Here is a 21,992-nt window from a genome sequence, read left to right as displayed (position 1 = left end):
ACTAAATCTTACCACAGAAAAACTAAGCCCGAGTGTGCCAGAATTGTGAAGCGTATGCCACGCATAGCGTTTCACCTCCGCATCACGGAGGGACAGCGAGAGGCGTACCGCGAGGAACACGAGGACGTCCCCGACGCCTTGGAGTCCGCATATCTCGATTCCGATGCGGGTATCGAGACATACAGCGTGTTCGAGAAAGAGGGACACGTCTTCGGGTTCATGGAAGTCGAGGACCCGTCGGTGATCAAGGAGATCATGGCGGAGAGCGACGCGCAGGCGGAGTGGGATCAGGTGATGGACCCCATCCTCCTCGACGAGGACGATCCGTGGATGGACGAGGTCTACCGGATGATCTGAGTCAAGCCTCCAGATACCCACCATCGACGGCGATTGACTCCCCGGTTATCCACTCCCCTTCGTCTGAGAGCAACAGCACTGCCATGTGGCCGATCTCCTCTGGGTGTCCCGGTCTATCGAGGATATGTGTCGCGAGCGATTCAGAGAGGATCTCCGCTTCCGACTGGTCGCTCAGTGCTGCTTTCTCCGAGAGCCACGTATCGACCATCGGTGTCTCGACAGTTCCGGGCTTGATCGCGTTCGCCGTGATCCCGTGTTCGGCGAGTTCCTTCGCCAAGACCGTCGTTAGTGCCAGTACCGCCGCCTTCGATGCCCCGTAGGCTCCCTGTCCAGTGAACGGGCGTTCCGCTCCGACAGACGAGATATTGACGATTCGTCCCGCGATATCGTCGGCGATCATCTGCTCGGCGACCCGTTTGGCGACGAAAAAGGCCCCTTTCGTATTGACTGCGAAATGTCTGTCCCATTCGGCTTCGCTCGTGTCCAAGAGCGGGACCGATCGCTGGATTCCTGCATTGTTGACGACGCCGTGGATCGGACCGAGAGCACCACGGGCGTCCGCAACACCGCTGTCGACGGAGTCCGCGTCGGCCACGTCGACTTCGACCACTGTCGCCTCACTCCCGGTCTCTCGAACCCGAACAGCCGTCTCACCGGCTGTCTCGGTGTCGATATCGAAGATCGTAACGTCAGCACCGGCCTGCGCACATCGCAGGACGATACCGCGCCCGATTCCCTGTGCGCCACCCGTGACGACGATATGGCGGTCGGTGAGGCGCGAATCGAACTCGCTCGAACGATCGTCTGACTCTCCTGCAGACATATCTCCCGCTCTGTGGCGGATATACGTAAACGTGTAGGTGTGGGGCCGTTAGGAGGGATATTTTCCAGGATCCGATATTACCGGATCAGATTCCATCGAAAACTGTTAGCGACTGCCATGGTAGCGAGTGGCGTTTGTTCCGCTCGGGCGTTCTAGGTGGAGTAGCAGCCCCTCAACGGCTTCATACTCTCGATATCGAGCCACGACGAGAGCCTGTGACTGGATTCCTCGTACCGTGATAAGTCCGTTAATATCGGATATTCTCTGTTATTATCGGACAGTAGGGACAACACCGGAGGAATCCCGGTTGTTTCGGACGATCTGATTGCGCTCACGACTGGACGGTCAGAACGAGGGGACAGGTGTAGTTCGTCCAATGTAGTCTTTTCATGTGAATCCCTCCCCGTCTCGATCGAGAGATCATTGGCACATCGTTCTATACCGATCAGAATGGATTATCTGCTGATCGGCACCACCGCGGATGCGGTCGGGTACGCGTTGTTCTTCAGTAGCGCCGATACTTTACGGTACACAAGGATCTGCCGCAACCAGCAGAATCTGGGTCAGTGGCCGACTTTTCCGGTAATACCGGAGTATATCCGCTCAAGCCGACACAGTTCGGAATTCGATGGGAAACGGATAGCCGGACACACGATACAGAGTTGCCGGCGGTACTGCCATCACATAACACAAGTACACACGTTATTCTATGGCAGGGCTTGTTATATCGTTGATGTGGAAGGGACGTGGAAAGATGCGAGGGAGATCGGCGGCGGCGGTTCGGCTAACAGATCAGAGAATACAGTTACATCCAACCCGAATTAGGATATGTTTCTCGTATATAACCCAGTATATTTTCTAAATCTGAGTGTATAATCGTAATTGGTGGTATATTCTCTCCGTTTAACTTTAATATAGATCTTGTACCCACACATTCGAATAAACGAATTATGAATGGCGATCGTCAGAATAGAACTGGACAATCGAGCCCTCGACGAGGAGAAGACGGCGGTCGGAACAGATCAACTACCGATGTGCTCGATTCGAGGCCAGGGGAACGGCGATCTCAAACTAGTGTCGGAAGACACAACGGCCAGTGCCGTCAACGAATCGCGTGACGGACACAGCCACTCCGCGTTGGAGTCCCCTCACATCCTGGAGTTCATCCGTCCAGCGGGACTGGACTGTCGCGGTGGGGCGAGTATCAATTGTCGAAAGTTCGGCACAGGAATCAAGCCAGTTGGGCACGTATACCTTGTAGATGGATATTTTCGGTGTTCCTCTGGCATTTCTGTCGTATGTTTTCGCCTACGGGCTCGCAGCGCTCGGCTGTGGGGTCGCAGTCGGCCGTGCCAGACAGATCACGGACCTGGACACCCGGCGAGGGTTGGTCGCATTGTTGGTCGGAAGCGGCGGCTGGGCAGCACTACAACTGGCCTTTCTCGTCGCTCCGACGCCTGCGCTGCGCTACGGGGCCTACACGCTCAGTCTGATCGTCGGACTCACCACCGTCGGCGCCTGGCTCTACTTCGCCTCCGCCTACACCGGACGTTCATTCCACCGGGACGCGTTATACAGGCGTCTCGCAGTGGGACTGTATCTCGCGATCGTCGCAGTGAAACTCACGAATCCGCTCCACGGCTGGTACTTCCAGACGGCCTTCGTCACCACGCCGTTCCCGCATCTGACGATCATGCACGGCACTTTCCACTGGGTCGTCACCGGCCTCTCGTACGCCCTCGTCGCGGTCGGCTTCTTCATGTTGTACGAACTGTTTCTGGATGCCGACTACGACACGCGACCGCTGGCGGCACTCGTCGGAATCACCGGTTTACCGGTCGTGTTCGATATCGTCGGCTTCGCGAGCGACTTCCTCATCGATATCAACTATGAGCCGCTCGGAGTGGCCGTCTTCGCGATCGGCGTCCTCTACGTTTTTGAGGAGGAGTTTCTCGCCGTCCAGCTCACGAGCGGTGTCGACGCGCCGATCATCTATCTGGATACCGACGATCGGATCAGTCACTACAACAGACGCGCCGAGCGGCTCTTTCCGGCTCTGGATGGAGCAACGGGGGAACCGCTGGACGCTGTCGTCCCGCCGGCGAACACGGAACTGGGTGACCGGAACTGGATTCTCGACCGGACCGACGACGGTGAAACCGAGCACTATCTGGTCAGCGATACGCGTTTCTCGCTAGGGCAGACCGATATCGGGCGGATGGTACTCTTTTCCGAGGTGACTCGCACCGAACGACAGCGCCGGGAACTGGAACGGCAAAACGAGCAACTGGAGGGGTTCGCCGCCGCAATCCGACACGAGCTACTCAATACGCTGCAAATTCTCAGCGCCAGAGTCGATATCGCTGGCACCGCGATCGATGACGGTGAGGTGAATCTAGCGCGTGAGTCCTTACAAACCGCTTCGGACACGTCCGATCGGATGGCCGATATCGTCGACGATCTGGCGAAACTCGCCCGGTACGGACAAAGTGTCGAAGACCACGAGGCCAGGACGGTCAATATCGGGAGTATCGCCGAAGAGGCGTGGGCGATCGCCGACGTCGAGGACGTTACCCTCTCGATCGACACTGATGCCGAGCTTACGGCTGACCCCGAGCGACTGCAGACACTGTTCGTCAACGCATTCAGGTTCGGCGCACACAACGGCGCGACCGAGATCACCGTCACTGCCACAGATCGTGGGTTTACGATTACCGATGACGGAACGCCGACTGGCGACACCGATCCGGCGTCGTATTTCGAGTACGGCAGCGCGATTCCCGACGCCGAAGCCGGGCTGACGCTCCCGAATCTTCGGATGCTCGCCGAGACTCACGGCTGGGAGGCCACACTCGATCAGTCGTATCAAGACGGCATCCGCATCATCGTCTCGGGTGTCAGTACGCTCGAACAGTAGCCTCGACTCCCCTCAGCGAAGGGACGACCCATGCGCGGTCCGCCAGAAACACCGTGATCCAGGAACTGCTGGCGACTGTCTTCGAGATCAATGCGGAGCGTATCGAAGCCGACCACGGTCGGGTGGTAGTTCCGCTAGATCCGATCGAGGAGTCCCCGAGCCGGTCGAACCCGTCGGAACCGGTGTCGAGAGGAGACGCTGCGTTGGACGATACTGTACACCCCGGGAATCGCGGGGTGTGGCTGCCGGTTCAGAACCGTTCGTCACTGTGTGAGTACAGCCACGGACTCGGGGTCCAGAACTACTCGGTTCCTCGGTCTGACCACCGTCGGTTTCGAGCTGTGAGCCTTCGACGACCCCTGTCCGGGTGACCCCGGTATCTCTCTACCCGTCCTCGTCGGTGTCGGCGAGTGTAAACGCCGACAGGTCGTCGTGGAGCTCATCCGAGAGGGTGTCGATCGTCTCGGAGACGCGCTTGACGTTGTCGACGTTCTCGGTCTGTTGATCGACCTCGGTCGAGATATCAGTCATGTGGTCGTCGACCTGTCGGCTCTGGTCGGCGACCGCTTCGACGGTGGTTTTGACTGTCTGTGCGTTCTCGGCCTGATCGTCGGTCGCATCGGCGATCTGGACGATCCCCGTCTCGGTTTCCTCGATCGCCGTGTCTATCTCCTCGATGTGGTCGACAACGTCCGACACGGCGTCGGCACCGGCTTCGATCTCCGCACTACTGTGCTCGATCGCCGCCGTCGTCGATTCGATATCCGTACGGAGCGAGTCGAGTGTTGCCGAAATCTCTTCGACCGCGGTTTTCGACTCCTCGGCGAGCGCCTTTATTTCGTCGGCGACGACGCCGAATCCGTCTCCGTCGCCGTCGGTGTGTGCGGCCTCGATGTTGGCGTTTAACGCCAGTAAATTCGTCTCCTCGGCGATGTCCGCGATCATCTCGGTCATCTCCTCGATGTTTTCCATCTGCGCTTCGAGGTTGCTGACGTGGTCGAGGTTCTCTTCGGCGCTATCGACGGCGGCGTCCATCCGGTTTACTGCGGTCTCCGCCGACTCGGTCCCCGTATCAGCCAGCGACCGAGCCTGTGATGCCTGTTCGGAGATCTTCTGTGTGGTCGCGGTTATCTCCTCGATAGACGCCGAGAGGTCCGTCGCAGACTGCTCGGCCGCCCCAGCGGTCTCGACCTGTTCGCTGACCGTCGCCGCGGCGTCGGTACTGTAGTCGTCGATGCGAGCGGCCGCGTTCTCGGTCTCGGTGGCGGCGGTTCCGAGACGGTCGCTGAGGGTGTCGAGCTGGGCGGCACCACGCTCGACATCGGCCAGCATGTCGTTGGTGCTGTCGACCGCTACACCGAGGTTGTCGGCCATCGAGTCGAACACCTCGTAGACGGCAGTGATGTCCTCGAAATCGGCGTCGGGTTCGGGGACCGACGGGTCGATAGCGTAATTCCCGCGGCTGAGTGCGGCGAGCCACTCCCCGAACTCCGCGGCGACATCCGACTGGTAGGCACGCAACTCTTCGAGTTGTGCCTCCCGGCGCTGTGCGCTGACACGCTCGGAGACGTCGCGGTTGATCTCGATCCCGCCGACCAGCGTGCCGGTATCGTCGAACAACGGGTAGAGATACCGCTCGACCGAAATCGTCTCACCGTCGTCGGTGACGATCTCCTGGTCGAGCCCACACAGGGGTTCGCCCGTATCGAGTACCTTCCGCATCGCCGTGTTGTCGGCGTTATCGTACTCGAAAAGGTTCGTGTCCATGAGTTCACCGACGGCCCTGTCGAAGAGCTCGCGACAGCCACTGTTCGAGTAGACGAACCGTCCCTCGGCGTCCACGACAAAGATCGGATCGGGGGAGAACCGGAGATAGCTACACAACAGCGCGTCTGCCTCGGCTGTCTCGAACGGAGAGTCGATCGCCTTCTCGACCTCCTCGTCACTATCAACCAAACAGCCATCCCGGCTGTCCCACTGGCTGTGAGGGGAAGACTCCCCGGCTGAGTCGGACTCGTCAGCACTGACGGTCGAGAACAGGTGTAACATGTGACCTGTAATCATACTACGCAAGCATAAATGGCTCGCAATCGCAATAATTACCGTCTCGATCCCGACACAGTTATCTGAATGACTGTTCAACTACTCAGTCATGGGCTCCCAAACGGGCCGGCTCGAACGACTCATCACCGAAGAAAACGGTGGATGCTGTGAAGCCGACGTCGAAGACCGGCTCGATTCGTTGCGCTCGTATCAGTCAGCGGCTCCGGAGAGCCCCGACGCCGATCTCACGGCGCTCAAAACCCTCGGAAACGAAACACGATACAACATCGTCCGGTTGCTGAACGCCGCGGATCGAGAAGTGTGTGTCTGTGAGATCAATCCCGTCTTCGCGGTCAGTGACAGTGCGATCAGCCACGCGCTCTCAGACCTCTACGACGCCGGACTCGTCACGCGTCGCAAGGACGGAACGTGGAGGTACTACGAGACGACTCCACGGGCCGAGGCGCTTCTGGCTGCCCTCGACGAAACGCAAGAGGGCGACCGATGACCGACACACCGATTCGTGTGGCGTTCGTATGCGTCCAGAACGCCGGGCGATCACAGATGTCGACCGCGTACGCCGAGCGCGAGCGGGAACGCCGGGGACTCGAAGCCGACATCGAAATCCTCACGGGTGGGACCAGTCCTGCCGAGCGCGTTCACGACGTTGTCGTCGAGGTAATGCGGGAGGACGGATTCGACCTCTCGGACCGAACACCCCGGGAGATATCGACGGCCGAACTCGAATCGTGTGAGTACGTCGCGACCATGGGTTGTTCGACGCTCGAACTCGACCCGGCTAGCGATGTCGACGTCCGCGACTGGGCGCTTGCTGATCCTGATGGAAACGACCTCGACCGTGTCCGGGAGATCCGCGACGAGATCCGGGACCGCGTGACTGCGCTTTTCGATGAAATCGAACGAGAGATCCCAAGAGATGCCTGAAATGACCCCCGTCTCGGCGGAGTCGACCGGTAGCACACAGACCACGGGACCACACCACTGTCTAGTACTCCCCGAGCGTCGAGAGGGCTCGGATGAGTAACGCCGAGGTCCACGAGCACGGCCCGAACTGTGACTGTGAGAGTTGTGGCGACCCACGGTCGATGGATTTTCTCGATAAGTACCTCACTGTCTGGATTCTCGGTGCGATGGCTGTCGGTGTCGGACTCGGATTCGTCGCTCCCTCGGTGACCCAGCCGATTCAGGGCTTTCATCTCGTCGAGATCGGCCTCGTCGCGATGATGTACCCCCCGCTGGCGAAGGCCGATTACTCACAACTCCGAGCCGTATTCAGCAACTGGCGCGTTCTGGGGTTGAGCCTCGTCCAGAACTGGCTGATCGGGCCGACGCTCATGTTCGGGCTCGCGGTGATTTTCTTCAGCGGACTGGTTCCTGGGCTCCCTGCCCGTCCGGAGTTCTTCCTCGGCCTCGTCTTCATCGGGATGGCCCGCTGTATCGCGATGGTCCTCGTCTGGAACGAACTCGCCGAGGGGTCGACCGAATACGTCACCGGCTTGGTCGCGTTCAACAGCCTCTTCCAGATCATTACCTACGGTGTCTACGTCTGGTTCTTCGGGCTGTTTCTGCCGCCACTGCTCGGGATGGAGACGCTCGTCGCCGGGATCGAGAGCTTCGACGTGACGCCGATGCAGGTGGTCCGGGCCATCGTGATCTTCCTCGGGATCCCGTTCCTCGGCGGATTCCTCACACGGTACCTCAGCATCCGAGCCAAAGGCGAGGAGTGGTACGACCAGGCGGTGATCCCGAAGATCGATCCACTGACCCTCGTCGCACTGCTGTTCACCGTCGTCGTAATGTTCGCCACACAGGGTGAGAACATCGTCGCTGCACCCGGTGACGTCCTCCTGATCGCCATCCCGTTGACGATCTACTTTGTCGTGATGTTCCTCGTGAGCTTCGGGATGGGGAAAGGGATCGGAGCGGACTACTCGACGACGACGGCGATCGGTTTCACCGCCGCCTCGAACAACTTCGAGCTCGCGATTGCGGTCGCCGTCGCGGTGTTCGGTGTCGGGTCCGGCGTCGCGTTTACCACCGTTGTCGGGCCGCTTATCGAGGTCCCGGTGTTGCTCGCGCTGGTCAACGTCGCACTGTACTTCCAGCGTACGTTCGATTGGAGTGGGGCCACGACCGGACAACACACCACGTCAGCTGCCAAGCCCCCGGAGGACGACTGACGATCAGCCCCGGTTCAGTGACTCTTCAAGCGGACGGTCGTCGCTTGCTGCCGCTGACCGTTCGGCCGAATATCGGCGATACCGGGAGGGGACGACAACACTCCGTTCAGGCGTCGCTTCCCCCGACACCGGTGATCTCGAACCGTGCGCCGCCGGCAGCGCTACTGGTCACCCGGATGTCCCACCCGAAGGTATCGGCGATCTCCCGGACGATATTCAGACCGAACCCAGTGCCACCCTCCGCAGTCGAGTACCCCAGATCGAACACCCGGTCGTGCTCGTCTTCGGGAACTCCGGGCCCGTCGTCGGCGACGTAGAATCCGTCCGCTACCTCCCCGACTGTTACGGTCACGTCAGCGCCACCGTGTTCGATCGCGTTCCGGAAGAGGTTCTCTAACAGTTGTTGGAGTCGGCTCGGGTTCGCCTGGAACGTCCGTTCGGTCTCGACGACCAGTGTGGCGTCCGCCGTCGCGACAGTCTGCCAGCAGCCGGTACTCACGGCTGCGAGATCGACCGGTTCCGACTCGGACTCTTGTTTCCCCTCCCGTGCGAGCGCCAGGATGTCGTCGATGAGCGCCTCCATCCGGTCGTGGGCGTTGCTCACACCATCGAGGTGCTCACTCGCACACTCCTGTCTGGCCAATTCGAGGTGTCCCGTCGCGACGTTCAACGGGTTCCGGAGATCGTGGGAGATGATACTGGCAAACTTGTCGAGACGCTCGATCTGGCGTCGCAACTCCTGTTCACGCTCGACTCGGTCGAGAGCGGCCGTGAGCGCCGTGGCAAGGATCTCGATGACCGTCTTCTCGGATTCGTCGAACGCGTCTGTCGTTGTCGAAGAAACGATGAACACACCGTGCTCACCCAGCGGATGGATGACCGCACTCCGTGTCGGCGTCACCTCGGCTAACCCGTCGTACTCGCGTGTATCCTCGATAACGAGGTGCTCGCCACGTTCGAAGGTATCCCAGACGAGCTTCGAGGGCGGGTCGGTGTCAGCCTGCCGGTCGTAGGTGGGCGGTTCGTTCGACCCCTCCCGAGCAGCATCCAGAAACGCGATCGGTTCGAGTCGATCCGGATCGTCGCCCAACAGGTGACAGCCGCTTAGTTCAGCGCCCAACAGGTCCTGTGCGGTATCGACGGCAACTTGAGCGGTCTCTTCTACCGTCGTGGTTTGCATCAACGTCTCTGTCCGCTGTTGGAGCTGTGTGAGGGCTTGCTCGCGTTCCCGCCGATCGGTGATGTCCCGGCTGTTGGCCACGATCCCACGAACCGCGTCGTCGTCGAGGTAGTTCGTCCCTCGGATTTCGATCCAGCGCCAGCCCTCGTCGGCTGTTCTGAAGCGGCATTCAACGGTTACGGTGTTTTTCGGTTCAGCGATCAGGTCGGTAAACTCCTCGAATACCGCCGCTTCGTCGTCGGGGTGGATGAAGTCGAACCCGTTCTGGCCGATGAGTTCGTCCGTCTTGTAGCCCAATATCCGCTCGACAGCGGGACTCTGGTACGTGATCGTACCGTCGTCATCGAGAACCGTAATGATATCAGTCGATCCTTCGAGGTAGGCCTCGTACCGCTGTAGTTTGCGTTCCCGCTCCTTGCGCTCGGTGATATCGCGGTCGGAAATGAGCAGTGAGACGACCTCTCCATCGTCGTTGGTGACCGGCCTGATGACGCCCGCGACCGTATACGGGTCGCCGCTCGGCCCCACGAGATCGGCCTCGAACTCCACGTATTCCCCGCCCGCAGCACGCTCGATCCACTCGCGGACGTCCCGCTGGATCTCCGCCGAATGATCGAACCACGGGGTTATCGGGAACGGCGTCCCGATAATCTCCGCACGCGTCGCAGCGACATACTCCATCGCCGTCTGGTTGATATCGATGACCGTCCCGTCGGTGTCGATCAATCCGACGAGGATGTTCGGATCGTTGAATATCGATTGGTAGCGGCGCTCCTTCCGTCGGAGTCGGCGTTCCCGCTCTTTCTTGACAGTCACGTCCTGTTGAAAGCCGACCCAGTTGGTTATCTCACCGTCGTCACCCCGAACTGGCGCGATCGAGACACGGTTCCAGAATTCGGTCCCGTCGGAACGGTAGTTCCGCAGTTCGACAGTGACCGGTTCACCCGCATCGATCGCCGTCCGCATCTCCGCCACTGGCTCACGAGCGGTCTGTTCACCCTGCAGAAACCGGCAGTTCCGCCCGCGAACCTCCGCCTCGGCGTAGCCCGTGATGTGTTCGAACTGTTCGTTCGCGTATACGATCGGATTGTCGTCACGGGACGGGTCCGAGATCGTGATCCCGACCGGGGATTCGTTTATCGCCCGATCTTTGAGTTCGAGTTGCCTTGTTTTGCCTGCTAATGGCGGCAGCCTCAGACGCTCAGACGGGAATATTCCGTTAAGCTAACCCGGAAATGGACGCCGTCTGGCGATATGGTATCGCTCAGACGGCTAGCGTGGATGTGTCGAGAACTTGCCAAAGAACACGTAGACGATCCTGACGTACCCGCCGCGCCGGAAGGCGCGGACGGGTACGCCGAGTGGACACAGATAGCGTTGATTCTGTTCCGTGTCGAACTGGAAAAGAGTCTACGAGAAACTGAAGACTATCTCAACGAGATGTCCGGTATTTTAGCTGTATTCGGCCTTGAGGAGGCTCCACACTACAGCTCGATTTGTCGGTGGGAGGATGAGTATCGGATGCGTGAGCTCCGCCGCCTGCTCCGCACTTCGGCGGAGCAGGCGGGCTGGAGCGGTGAAGCAGCGATTGATGCAAGTGGCTTCCAACGCGATCAGACGAGCTACCACTACCGCGACCGCGCAGACTTCTCATTCCAGAAGATGAAGACGACGATTCTGATTGACGTGAACACGCTAGCAATCAAGGATACTCATTACACGACGCAGAAGGCGTGGGACGGCCATATTGGGATGCAGGTCTTCCGCCGGAACGCGGAAGACCTGCGTGTGTTGTCTGCTGACGCCAACTACTCTTGGAGCGACCTCCGTGAGGAGTGTCGCTCCAACTCAACGCGGCCGTTGATCAAGCACCGAGAGCAGACACCGCTACAGAAAGCTCACAATGCACGAATGAACGAGGACTACAACCAGCGCTGGATGAGTGAAACCGGGTTCTCGCAGTTGAAGAAAGACGACGGCGAGAAGCTCCGCTCCCGGAGCTGGCACGGCCAGTTCCGGGAGCTCACACGCAAGTGCATCGTGCATAACCTAACGCAGGCGGCGAGTTAGGCTCGCCGCCTGCTCCCCTTCTCCGGACATATCCAGGAGAGGTATCGCCGTCGTCACTTGACCGTGGGAACAAAATGCCATAGTTCTGATCATTCACCAAGCACCAGTAGTGACAGCTACTGCATCGTCTGGTCCCGAAATTGTGCCGCTGACGCTGTGAAAATGTGTCTGAGTAGCCCTATCCGGCCGTTGTCTTGTGATTAAACAAGGCAGTTCGAGTTCTTTCTCGCGTTCTCTCCGGTCCGTGATATCGCGGAACTGTGAAAAGATCGCCACGGTCTCCCCGGCGTCGTCGGTGACGACCCGGTTATGCCATTCACAGACGATCCGCTCACCGTCCTCGCGGACGTTCTCGTTGATACTGTGATACCCGTCTTCGGCCGCTAAGAGGTTCGAAACGATATCCGCAACCTGCTCGCGGTCGGACTCGGGAACGAGCCGTTCCCACGACTCACCCACCAGATCGTCCTCGGTATACCCGAGGATTTCTTCGGCTCGCTCGTTGATGCGGGCGACTTCGAACGCCTCGTTCCACTCGATGACGCCAAGCGGTGATTGGTCGAAAAACAGCGACAGGCGCTTGCGGCTGGCTTCGATCTCGTGTTTCGACCGGTACTGTTCGACAGCGTTTGCGATCCGGTTTGCGAGGACCGTATACTGACTGGTCCCCGTCTCTTTTTGCAGGTAATCCGTCACGCCGGCGGAGATCGCTTCGCTGGCGACTTCCTCGCTCCCTTTGCCGGTATAGAGAATAAACGGCAGATCCGGATACTCCGCACGGATGGTTTCGAGGAAGGCGATTCCGTCCTGTCCCGGCATCTCGTAATCAGAGACGATGCAGTCGAACTCCTCGTCAGCGAGCCGTTCTAGCCCCTCGCCGGCACTCGGAGCCGTCTCGACAGCGAACCGTTCGTCCGCGCTCTCGACGAACGTCGCAGCCATCTCAGCGAGATCCGGATCATCGTCGACGTGAAGCACACGTATCTGTGTGCTCTCCAACCCAACGGCGGGAGCCTCCACGAAGTCAGCCATACTGCAGATACGCTTGAGGAGCGCAAAAGGTATTTGGGAAAAGTTCACACGACAGGAGTTGTGACCGAATCCCGAAGTTCCGATGACGTGGGTGCACGTCACTCCGAGGACTCGCAGAGTGCGAGACGTGCCTCGTCGGCAGTGACGCTAATTATGATGACTTCCAGGCCGTGTCGAGTAGCGATGTTGCGTATGCTTTCCGGGGCATTGTCCGGGTCAGTTTCCACAGCACTACGCCCCGGGAGGGCGAGAATCCGTATCCAGAGTGGTTGATTCTCGTGTTTCAGTCCTCCCTCGCGTGGGATGGTCCCGGATACCCACTCACCGGACAGCCCCGGCACGGCCGTATTGCCGCTGTCGAACTCGAATCCAGAATAACCCGCCGCCTCGAGTTCTCGTCTCACACGTTCCCAATCGGTCATCGGTCGGTTACTCGAACGAGACCGATATAAAATCTCAGCTGGATGGTCTGTTCTTCCGCGTGGCCGGTTGGAACATTCCGAGAGGAGCATCGTAAATGATTGGTCGTTCCTGACTGGTTGCTTCCATATTTGTGAAGACCGTCAGCCAATACGGATAGTTACGTGACTACTACTCGGTATCAAAGTGTATCTAGGGGCTAGTGGAATTATATTCCGCGATACTAGATCTATTAACGAAATTTTCCCTACTTTACCGTATTTTTTACTCAGAGTTTTTAAGTTGCAGCTCTATATGAGGCTATTCTGATTCTCTATTTGTCGTAAGTCTAATTTTTCCATATAGGTAGGAAGAGGCACAGCCGAAGGATCGTCCTGGGTCGTCCGCAATGGACCCGAAGGTGACTCCTCCGTGGGGGGATCGGAACAATCGGACAGGTTTCCGAACCGGTCACGCTGTTGTCGTTCGATCGGGTATGGTTGGTCTTCGGGCTACGATAGCTGTGAGGCGATGCGGTCGGCTGGGTGATCGTCAGGAATCCACCGAGATCATTCCTTTCAGGACGGTCGGTTCCATCGCTCGGTGGAAGGCGTCGTCGATCGCTTCGAGCGACGTTTCGAAGTCGATGATGCCCTCGACATCAACCACGCCGTCTGCGAGCAGTTCGACGGCCGCGTCGTACGTGTTCTTGTACCGGAAGGAGCCGTGGACATCGATCTCGTTGTCGATGAGCGCCAACACGTCGAGCGGGACCGTGGCTTCGTCGGCCAGTCCCACGAGGACGACGGTCCCACCACGCCGGACGGTATCGACCGTCGACTGGATGGACGAGTCGGCTCCGGAGGCTTCGACGACGACGTCCGCACCGACGCCGTCGGTGTACTCGTCGACGGCTGTTTCGACGTCCGTCTCGGTGACATCGATCGTGAGATCGGCCCCTCGCTGCTCGGCGACGGCCAGTTTCTCGGCGACGACATCGGTGACGACGATGTCTGTCGCACCGGCGGCGCGGGCGGCCTCCATCACCATCAGACCGATCGGGCCGGCCCCGGTGACCAGTACCGTATCGCCCGTGCCGACGTTCCCCCGACGGCAGGCGTGGATACCGACCGAGAGGGGTTCACAGAGGGCTCCTTCGGCGGTGGAGACGGAATCGGGCAGCTTGTACGCGAAATCCGCCGGCCACGCGACGTATTCGGTGAACGCGCCGTCGTGAGGTGGCGTCGCCATGAACGTAACGTCTTCACAGAGATGGTACTCGCCCCGTTTGCAGTGGGGACAACGGCGACAGGGGACGCCGGGTTCGAGGGCGACCCGGTCGCCGACATCCAGCCCCGTGACGTTCTCGCCGGTCTCGACGACTTCCCCGGCGCTCTCGTGCCCGAGGACGAGCGGCTCCTCGACGACGTAGTCGCCGATACGACCGTGCTCGTAGTAGTGGACGTCCGACCCACAGATACCGACATCGTGGACGGCGACGAGGACGTCATCGGGACCCGGTGACGGTCTGGAGCGGTCTTCGAGTTCGAACTCCGTAGGCTCGACTAAGACGGCAGTACGCATAGTCGTGGGCACGTCTTACGGCAACAAAAATACACGGGGTCACCACTCGGCAATGCTGCCGTCCTCGTGGTGCCACACCGGGTTGTACCAGTTGACATCCGACCGGGCTTTCTCCCGGACGTACGCTTCGTCGATTTCGATCCCGAGCCCGGGACCGGTCGGCCGTTCGACGTACCCGTTGTCGAACTCGAAGAGCTCGGGGTCTTCCAGCAGCGCCAACCGCTGACTCGACTCGGGCTCGTGGAGTGTGAGATCCTGTTCCTGCATGACGACGTTCTGGGAGGTGAAGCCGACCTGCAAACTGGCGGCGAACGCGACGGGACCGAGCGGACAGTGTGGGACCACGGCCACGTCGAAGGTCTCCGCCAGCGAAGCGACCTTTCGCAGTTCGCTGATGCCGCCGACGTGTGTGACATCCGGCTGGACGACGGAGACGGCGTCGTCGACGAGGAGTGATTTGAAGTCGTATCGGGAGTAGTGCCGTTCCCCGGTCGAAAGGGGGATGCTGGTCTGCTCGTTGAGCGTGCCGTATGCCTCCCCGTGTTCGGGTGTCAACGGTTGATCGACGAACATCAAGTTGTACGATTCCAATCGTCGGAGCAGTTCCATCGCCATCGGCTTCGAGACGCGGCCGTGGAAATCCACACCGACGAACGCGTCGCTCCCGACTGCCCCCCTGAGTGCGGCGATCCGATCGACGACTCGATCGACAGCCGCGGTCGTCTCGATCGGCCGGAACTCCCGAGGGTTGTTGAGCTTGAACGCACGATAGCCCCGTGCGTAGTCCTGTTTCGCGGATTCGGCGATCTTGTCGGGCTGGGACCCACCGATCCACTGGTAGACGAGCATCCGGTCGCGGACGTGGCCGCCAAGCAAGTCGTGGATCGGAGTATCGTAGTGGCGCCCCTTGATGTCCCACAACGCCTGGTCGATGCCGGCGAGCGCGCTCATCAGGATCGGCCCGCCACGGAAGTAACCACTCTGGTAGAGCTTCCGCCAGTGATACTCCGTCCGAAGCGCGTCCATCCCCAACAGATACCCCTCGACGAGTTCCGAGACGGCTGCCCGAACCGTCTCCAGTCGCCCCTGGATGATCGGCTCGCCCCAGCCGACGACCCCCTCGTCGGTCTCCAACTTGAGCAGTAACCACCGGGGCGGGATGGCGAACAGTTCGTAATCGGTGATTTGCATGCATCCCACATCGGACAGTACACACTTGAAACAGCAGGTCAGCGACGCGGTCACTGGCCCGCCAGTGTGTGGTTTTATAATCGTGGAAATCGCTACCACGACTGTTAGCATGAGTCTACTAGAGAGTTTCTCCCTCGACGGAGAGACGGCTATCGTCACCGGCGCAGCACAGGGACTCGGGAAGCAGATGGCCAGCGGCCTCGCCGAGATGGGTGCCGACGTCGCTATCGCCGACGTGAACGAGGAGAAAGCCCAGCGGACGGCGGCCGAACTCGACGGCGAAACCGATGTCGTCGCGACCGAGGTGGATGTCACCGACGAGGCGTCCGTCCAAGCGATGGTCGACGACGTGACTGCCCGCCTGGGTCCGATCGACGTGCTCGTCAACAACGCGGGCATCGTCGAGAACTCGCCGGCCGAGGAGACGAGCATCGACTCCTGGCGACGTGTCGTCGCCGTCAACCTCGACGGGGTCTTCCTCTGTGCCAAACACGTCGGCCAGCAGATGCTCGACCGGGGAGAGGGACGCATCGTCAACATCTCGTCGATGTCCGGCTTCGACGTCAACGTCCCACAGAAGCAAGTGAGTTACAACACCACGAAAGCCGGGGTCAGGATGTTGACCCAGTCGCTAGCCGTCGAATGGGGGGACCGCGGCGTCCGGGTCAACGCCGTCGCGCCGGGGTACATGCGCACGGAACTCGTCGACGAGGTGCTGGCCGAGAACCCGGAGATGGAGGAGACCTGGCTGGAGAACACGCCGATCGGACGGCTCGGGCGGCCGGAGGAACTCAAAGAACTCGTCGTCTACCTCGCGTCGGACGCCTCGTCGTACATGACCGGCTCGACCGTCGTCATGGACGGTGGGTACACCTCCCGGTAACGGATCGGATAGTTACGTTTCGAGGGCGGAGAAAGACGCTGCGGAGTTACGCCGACGGGAGGTCGGTCATCCGTGTTTTCGCACGATCCCACCCGTCGGTGTCTGTGGGCTCGTACCGCGTCGTCTCGAAGGCCGACTCGACGAGTCGGCGACCCGCCGCGAGATCAGGCACAGTGTCGACAGCGAGTGCCTGGGTCAGTAGGTTCCCGATGGCTGTCGCCTCGACCGGCCCGGCGACGACCGGGCGGTCGGTCGCGTCGGCGAGCAGTCGACAGAACAGTTCGTTCCGGACGCCACCGCCGCCGAGATTGATGCTGGACGGCGGATCGTCGACGACGGCGGCGAGTCCCTCCAGTTCCAGTGCCGTCTTCGTCACCAGACTGTCGAGGAGACAGCGGACGATACCGCCCTGGCCGGTCGGTACCGGCTGGTCGGTCCGGCGGCAGTACTCCCGGATTTGGTCGGGCATCGGCGCGTCGATACCGAACGCCTCGGCGTCCGGGTCGACCAGCGCGGCCCGCGGGGGGGCGTTCCGGGCGGCATCCAGCAGGTGGTCGTACGCGACCGGCTCGCCCGCCGCCCGCCACGCCTCGCGGCACTCTTCGAGCAGGAAGAACCCGTTGACGTTCTGCAGGAGGCGAACGGTCCCGTCGACGCCGAGTTCGTTCGAGACGGCGTGTTCGAAGCCCGCGTCGGACCGGATCGGCTCGTCGCGTTCGACGCCGAGGATGAACCACGACCCAGTGTTGAGGAAGGCGGCGTCCCCGTCCAGCGGGAGGCCCGCGACGGCCGCCGCCGTGTCGTGGCTGGCCGGCGTGACGAGTTCGGGCGTCGCCGAGATGCGCTCGGCCACGTCGTCGGCGATCGGTCCCAGTCGCTGACCGGGTTCCTCGAGCGGCGGGAGGATCTCCGTCGGCAGCGACAGCTCCTCGAGCAGGCCCGTCGCCCACGACCGCTCGCTCGGGTCGACCATCTGGGTGGTCGAGGCCACCGTCACCTCGCCGGCTTGTCGGCCGCCGAGCAGCGTCGTCAGGAGCTGGGGCATCATCAACAGACTGTCGGCCCGTTCGAGCAGTTCCGGTTCGCGCTCAGCGAGCGTGTGGAGTTGCCAGAGCGTGTTCGGCGTGTTCCAGTTGGTGATGCCGGTCGCCTCGAAGAGCCGGCGTTTGCCGACCGCGTCGAACAGCTCCTCCCGAGTCGCCGTCGCGTCCGGGTCCCGGTAGGAGACCGGATCTCGGAGGACCGAACCGTCCGAGAGGAGGCCGAAGTCGAGTCCCCACGTGTCGACGCCGACGGTATCGATACCGTCTGCCTGTTCGGCCGCGATCTCGATCCCCTCGACGATCCGCTCACGGAGCGCCGAGAGGTCCCAGACGTACCGGCCGTCCCGTTCGACCGGGCGGTTGTCGAACCGGTGGACCTCCCTGACATCGAAGGCAGTCGGCGTCACGCTCCCGAGATACACAGTGCCGCCGCTGGCACCGATATCGATGGCGACGTGGTTCATGGGGTCACTGTCCGTAGCTGTCGAGTTTCCCGCGGAGCCGATCGATCTCTTCGTCGGGCAGGATCTCCGGATCGCCGATCGCACGCGCCTGGTGGTGGATGCGCGCACAGTACTCGACCATCAGCGCCACGGTGTAGGCGTCCTCCAGCGAGTCGTCGGCGGTCAACACGCCGTGGTTACGCAGGAGCGTCGCGTTGTACGAGTCACCGAGGGCCTCGACGGCTGCGTCGCCGAGGTCCTGGGTCGCGTGTGTCTCGTACTCGGCGACGGGCACCTCGGTGCCGGTAAAGGCGAGCAGGTAGTGTGAGGCCGGAATCGCCTCGCCGAGCGAGGCAAACGTCGTCGCGTACGGCGAGTGGGTGTGGACGACGCCACCGACGTCCGGTCGCTGTTCGTACACTTCCAGGTGCATCGGCAGTTCCGTCGACGGATCGATCTCCCCCTCGACGACGGTCCCGTCGGTACGGACGACTGGCACGTCCGGGGGGGCGATCTCCTCGTAGGGGACTCCGGAGGGGCTGATCGCGATATGGTCCTCGTCGAGGCGGGCACTGAGGTTGCCGCCGGTCCCGGTCGTCAGGTCGTCTTCGAGCAGGCTCCGTCCGTACTCGCAGATTGCGTTACGTGTCTCGTAGTGGGGGATATTCTGTGTCATTGGCGTTGTTTGTGCGTAGATAGTTGCTGTGTGGGTGTGACTGCCCGTCGGTGCTCAGTCCGCGGAACTGTCGGCGGTCTGAATGCCTTCTTCGAGGGCGAACTCGATATCGGCGTCGAGTTTCCGCTGGTGGATCGTCACACCGGTGTTCGCATCGAAGAGATGGACGTCTTCGTCGGGGATCTCGATGTAGACCTCCGCCCCTTCCTTGATCAGGCGTTGGCCGTCCGTCTCGACGATGAACGTCTGTTCGCGGTCTTGCTGGACGGCACGCAGGTAGACGTACGAGATACTCCCCATCGGTTCCACGACGTCGACTTCTGCCACGAACTCGTGGCCGCCGGTGGGTTCGTCGTGGAGCACGATATCTTCCGGCCTGGCACCCAGCACCAGTGAACTCCGGTCGTCGACCGAGGTCTGCATCCGCTCGGTCAGATCGAAGTCGAAGCCGTCGGCACGCAGGGTCCCGCCTTCGACGTGGCCCTCGAAGAAGTTCATCGACGGGGACCCGAGGAACCCGGCGACGAACTGGTTGGCCGGCCGGTAGAAACACTCCAGGGGCGTCCCGATCTGCTGGAGTTCGCCGTAGTTGAGGACGACCAGTCGGTCACCCATCGTCATCGCCTCCGTCTGGTCGTGGGTGACATAGAGTGTCGTGACGTCCAACTCGCTCTGGAGGCGGTTGATCTCGGTACGCATCTCCGCCCGGAGTTTCGCGTCGAGGTTCGAGAGCGGTTCGTCCATCAGGAAGACGTTCGGGTCCCGAACGATGGCACGGCCCAGCGCCACGCGCTGTTGTTGGCCACCGGAGAGCTGCCCGGGGCGGTCATCCAGTAACTCGCCGATGTCCATCATCTCGGCCGCCGAGGTGACCGTCTCCTCGATCTCGTCGTCGGACAGCTCCGTCGACATCTTCAGACCGAAGGACATGTTCTCCTCGACGGTCATGTTCGGGTACAGCGCGTAGTTCTGGAACACCATCGCGATGTCACGCGCACGCGGCCCGAGTTGGTTGACGACGGTATCGCCGATCTTCACGTCGCCCTCGCTCTGTGTTTCCAGTCCCGCGACGATCCGCATGAGCGTCGATTTCCCGCTGCCGGACGGGCCGACGAAGACGACGAACTCGCCGTCTCTGATGTCCAGGGAGACGTCGTCGACTGCGACGACTGACTCGTCTCCCTCTCCGAACCGTTTCGTGACGTCGTCTACCGTGATTTTAGCCATTATGTTGCCTCCGTTGTGCGGCTGTTTCCCGCCGCCGCAGGGGCGTGGTTCGCGAGCAGTGCGTGTCCTCGACCGGAGTCGTGCTCATTCTTTGATCACCACACCGAAGCTGAGTCCGGCGGCGAGATACTTGTTGACCGCCACGAGGAAGACGACGACGGGAACGATCATCGCCGTCGAGGCGGCCGCTAGCAGCGACCACTCGATGGATCGAGAGCCGATGAACGAGTAGACGAACAGCGTCACCGGCACCGCTTCGAAGCTCGTCAACACGAGGCCGAACAGCAACTCGATCCAGGCGAAAATGAAGCTGATGATGGCCACCGAGAAGATCCCCGGTTTCGCTGCGGGCAGGACCACCTTCCGGAAGCCCTGGAACTGCGTCGCGCCGTCGACGCGTGCGGCCTCCTCTAAGGTCTCGGGGATGCCGTCGAAGAAGGCCTTCATCACCCAGACGACCAGCGAGAGGTTGATGCTGACGTACATCAACACCATCCCGATCCGGGTGTCGAAGAGGTTCAGCGCCCGGAAGATGACGAAAAACGGGATGACGACGGCGATGGGCGGGAGCATCCGCGAGGAGAGAATCCACACGAGCACGTCCCGCTCCATGGGGATGTCGTACCGCGAGAGCACGTACGCCGCGGGCACGCCGATCAGCAAGACGATCACGACCGACGCCGACACCATCATCACGCTGTTGGCGAAGGCGGCGACGAAATCGGACTGCTGGACCAACTGGATGTAGTTGTACACCGTCGGCAGGAAGATCCAGTCCGGCGGCAGCGAGTTTGCCTGTCCCGGCGGCTTCAACGACATGGAGACGAGCCAGTACAGCGGGAACAGAACGACAAAGGACCATCCCAGGAGGATCGTGTGGCGAGCGACCGTGACGAGCCTCTCCCGCGTCTCCTTGTCGAGTCGCTGCGAGCCGATCGCGGCGTCGGGATCGGAGGTCGCCATCAGTCCCACACCCCCTCGAAGCCGACCTTCGCGATGATGATGTTACAGAGTGCCACCACGAGTACGAGGTAGACGATGGCGATCGCCGCGGCCACGCCCAGTTGGTTGTTGATGAACATCTGTTCGTAGATGTTGATACTCACGAGCTGGGTCGCCGTCCCCGGGCCGCCGTTGGTCAGCCCGTAGACGACGCCGAAGGTACGGAACAGGTCGATGAGCCGGATGAGGGTGGCGACGAACACCACGGGCTTCATGTACGGGATGATGACGTGGACGTACCGTCGCCACAGGGGCGCGCCGTCGACTCGCGACGCTTCGACCAGCGTATCCGGCACCGACGAGAGGCCGGCGTAGAAGATGATGAACATGAACGGCGTCCAGTTCCACGTATCCAACAGGATCACCGTCAACAGCGGCACTTCCGAGAGGAAGTTCGGCGCCGCAAGCGGCGTCGCCGTCTCGATCACGTACGGGATGATCCCGATCTCGCTGTTCAGCATGAGCCGACCGATGGTCGCCAGCGAGACGGGTGCGACCGCCATCGGGATGATGAACAGCACACGGTAGAACCCCTTCATACGGCCGGAGTCGACCCCCGCGACGAGTGCGGCGAGGACGAACCCGAGCAGCGTCTCCAGAGCCAGCGCGCTGACGACGACAGTGATCGTGATGACGAACGAGTGGAACGCGCCGCCCCGGGTGAAGGCCGTCTCGAAGTGCTGGAGGCCGACGAACTCCGCCTCGAAGACGTTGAACGTCGGCTCGGCGATCACGCTGAGATAGAGGTCGTAGGCACCGGGGAAGAAGGTGATCATCACCATCACCAGCACCATCGGTGCCATGAACCAGTACGGGAGGTAGTCGTTCCAGAGGTCCCGGAGTCTACCGAGGGCCGTCTGGTTCGCCGTTTCTGTCTGCGTTGGTGTGCTCATGGGTTTCGAAGTGTTCTCATGATGCTGG

Annotated in this window: 17 protein-coding genes and 2 pseudogenes; 7 read left to right on the top strand and 12 right to left on the bottom strand. The window is 61.1% G+C overall.

Annotated features, from left to right (window positions below):
- Positions 1 to 54: 54 nt before the first annotated feature.
- A complete protein-coding gene (locus P0204_RS17205; RefSeq protein WP_276223959.1) occupies positions 55 to 357 on the top strand; it encodes an L-rhamnose mutarotase in 303 nt (100 codons plus the stop codon).
- Between the two features lies 1 nt (position 358).
- Here P0204_RS17205 and P0204_RS17200 read toward each other — a convergent pair whose 3' ends face one another.
- Entirely contained in the window at positions 359 to 1,180 is an 822-nt protein-coding gene (locus tag P0204_RS17200) for an SDR family NAD(P)-dependent oxidoreductase (protein WP_276223958.1), read from the bottom strand.
- Positions 1,181 to 2,441: 1,261 nt separating this feature from the next.
- Between P0204_RS17200 and P0204_RS17195 the strand changes: the two genes are divergently transcribed.
- The gene (locus P0204_RS17195; RefSeq protein ID WP_276223957.1) at positions 2,442 to 4,097 is read left to right on the top strand and encodes a sensor histidine kinase; all 1,656 of its coding nucleotides are present in this window, start codon (positions 2,442 to 2,444) and stop codon (positions 4,095 to 4,097) included.
- A 384-nt stretch (positions 4,098 to 4,481) separates the two neighbouring features.
- Here P0204_RS17195 and P0204_RS17190 read toward each other — a convergent pair whose 3' ends face one another.
- Complete coding sequence (locus P0204_RS17190) at positions 4,482 to 6,053, bottom strand: methyl-accepting chemotaxis protein (RefSeq protein ID WP_276223956.1); 1,572 nt, start codon at positions 6,051 to 6,053, stop codon at positions 4,482 to 4,484.
- A 196-nt stretch (positions 6,054 to 6,249) separates the two neighbouring features.
- Between P0204_RS17190 and P0204_RS17185 the strand changes: the two genes are divergently transcribed.
- The 3 genes from P0204_RS17185 (at position 6,250) to arsB (ending at position 8,341) form a co-directional block, all read left to right on the top strand.
- On the top strand, positions 6,250 to 6,648 hold the full coding sequence (locus P0204_RS17185) for an ArsR/SmtB family transcription factor (RefSeq protein ID WP_276223955.1): 399 nt from the start codon (positions 6,250 to 6,252) through the stop codon (positions 6,646 to 6,648).
- Complete coding sequence (locus P0204_RS17180; protein WP_276223954.1) at positions 6,645 to 7,085, top strand: arsenate-mycothiol transferase ArsC; 441 nt, start codon at positions 6,645 to 6,647, stop codon at positions 7,083 to 7,085. The genes P0204_RS17185 and P0204_RS17180 overlap by 4 nt, the downstream gene beginning before the upstream one ends.
- A 92-nt stretch (positions 7,086 to 7,177) precedes the next feature.
- Positions 7,178 to 8,341 carry an ACR3 family arsenite efflux transporter gene (gene arsB / locus P0204_RS17175; RefSeq protein ID WP_276223953.1) on the top strand — a complete coding sequence of 388 codons (1,164 nt, stop codon included), beginning with the start codon at positions 7,178 to 7,180 and terminating at the stop codon, positions 8,339 to 8,341.
- A 106-nt stretch (positions 8,342 to 8,447) separates the two neighbouring features.
- Here the strand turns inward: arsB and P0204_RS17170 are convergent.
- Positions 8,448 to 10,688, bottom strand: a pseudogene (locus P0204_RS17170) (PAS domain-containing sensor histidine kinase); the annotation flags it as partial.
- 87 nt (positions 10,689 to 10,775) lie between these two features.
- Between P0204_RS17170 and P0204_RS17165 the strand changes: the two are divergent.
- On the top strand, positions 10,776 to 11,591 hold the full coding sequence (locus P0204_RS17165) for an IS5 family transposase (RefSeq protein ID WP_276223952.1): 816 nt from the start codon (positions 10,776 to 10,778) through the stop codon (positions 11,589 to 11,591).
- Between the two features lie 213 nt (positions 11,592 to 11,804).
- On the opposite strand, the pseudogene P0204_RS17160 reads toward P0204_RS17165, so the two are convergent.
- The 4 genes and pseudogenes from P0204_RS17160 to dgoD all read right to left on the bottom strand — a co-directional run.
- A pseudogene (locus P0204_RS17160) lies at positions 11,805 to 12,623 on the bottom strand (PAS domain-containing protein); the annotation flags it as partial.
- A 98-nt stretch (positions 12,624 to 12,721) separates the two neighbouring features.
- Positions 12,722 to 13,045: a hypothetical protein gene (locus P0204_RS17155; protein WP_276223951.1), complete on the bottom strand. Its 324-nt coding sequence runs from the start codon at positions 13,043 to 13,045 to the stop codon at positions 12,722 to 12,724.
- A gap of 529 nt (positions 13,046 to 13,574) precedes the next feature.
- Positions 13,575 to 14,606, bottom strand: coding sequence for an NAD(P)-dependent alcohol dehydrogenase (locus tag P0204_RS17150; protein WP_276223950.1), 1,032 nt, complete (start codon positions 14,604 to 14,606; stop codon positions 13,575 to 13,577).
- A 39-nt stretch (positions 14,607 to 14,645) separates the two neighbouring features.
- Positions 14,646 to 15,797, bottom strand: coding sequence for a galactonate dehydratase (dgoD, locus tag P0204_RS17145; RefSeq protein ID WP_276223949.1), 1,152 nt, complete (start codon positions 15,795 to 15,797; stop codon positions 14,646 to 14,648).
- A gap of 109 nt (positions 15,798 to 15,906) precedes the next feature.
- Between dgoD and P0204_RS17140 the strand changes: the two genes are divergently transcribed.
- Entirely contained in the window at positions 15,907 to 16,680 is a 774-nt protein-coding gene (locus P0204_RS17140) for an SDR family NAD(P)-dependent oxidoreductase (protein WP_276223948.1), read from the top strand.
- A gap of 46 nt (positions 16,681 to 16,726) precedes the next feature.
- Here P0204_RS17140 and P0204_RS17135 read toward each other — a convergent pair whose 3' ends face one another.
- The 5 genes from P0204_RS17135 to P0204_RS17115 all read right to left on the bottom strand — a co-directional run bounded on the left by P0204_RS17135 (position 16,727) and on the right by P0204_RS17115 (position 21,964).
- Entirely contained in the window at positions 16,727 to 18,187 is a 1,461-nt protein-coding gene (locus P0204_RS17135; protein ID WP_276223947.1) for a rhamnulokinase, read from the bottom strand.
- Positions 18,188 to 18,191: 4 nt separating this feature from the next.
- Positions 18,192 to 18,842 carry a class II aldolase/adducin family protein gene (locus tag P0204_RS17130; protein WP_276223946.1) on the bottom strand — a complete coding sequence of 217 codons (651 nt, stop codon included), beginning with the start codon at positions 18,840 to 18,842 and terminating at the stop codon, positions 18,192 to 18,194.
- 54 nt (positions 18,843 to 18,896) lie between these two features.
- Positions 18,897 to 20,069 (bottom strand): ABC transporter ATP-binding protein, encoded by a 1,173-nt coding sequence (locus tag P0204_RS17125; protein WP_276223945.1) that lies wholly within the window; start codon positions 20,067 to 20,069, stop codon positions 18,897 to 18,899.
- An 84-nt stretch (positions 20,070 to 20,153) separates the two neighbouring features.
- Positions 20,154 to 21,032: a carbohydrate ABC transporter permease gene (locus P0204_RS17120; protein WP_276223944.1), complete on the bottom strand. Its 879-nt coding sequence runs from the start codon at positions 21,030 to 21,032 to the stop codon at positions 20,154 to 20,156.
- Positions 21,032 to 21,964 carry a carbohydrate ABC transporter permease gene (locus P0204_RS17115; protein ID WP_276223943.1) on the bottom strand — a complete coding sequence of 311 codons (933 nt, stop codon included), beginning with the start codon at positions 21,962 to 21,964 and terminating at the stop codon, positions 21,032 to 21,034. The genes P0204_RS17120 and P0204_RS17115 overlap by 1 nt, the downstream gene beginning before the upstream one ends.
- Positions 21,965 to 21,992 lie beyond the last annotated feature (28 nt).

It is taken from the genome of Haloarcula halophila, assembly GCF_029278565.1.
GTDB lineage: Archaea > Halobacteriota > Halobacteria > Halobacteriales > Haloarculaceae > Haloarcula > Haloarcula halophila.
The sequence above is the reverse complement of the archived record's forward strand: the minus strand, read 5'-3'. Positions and strand labels throughout refer to the sequence as shown.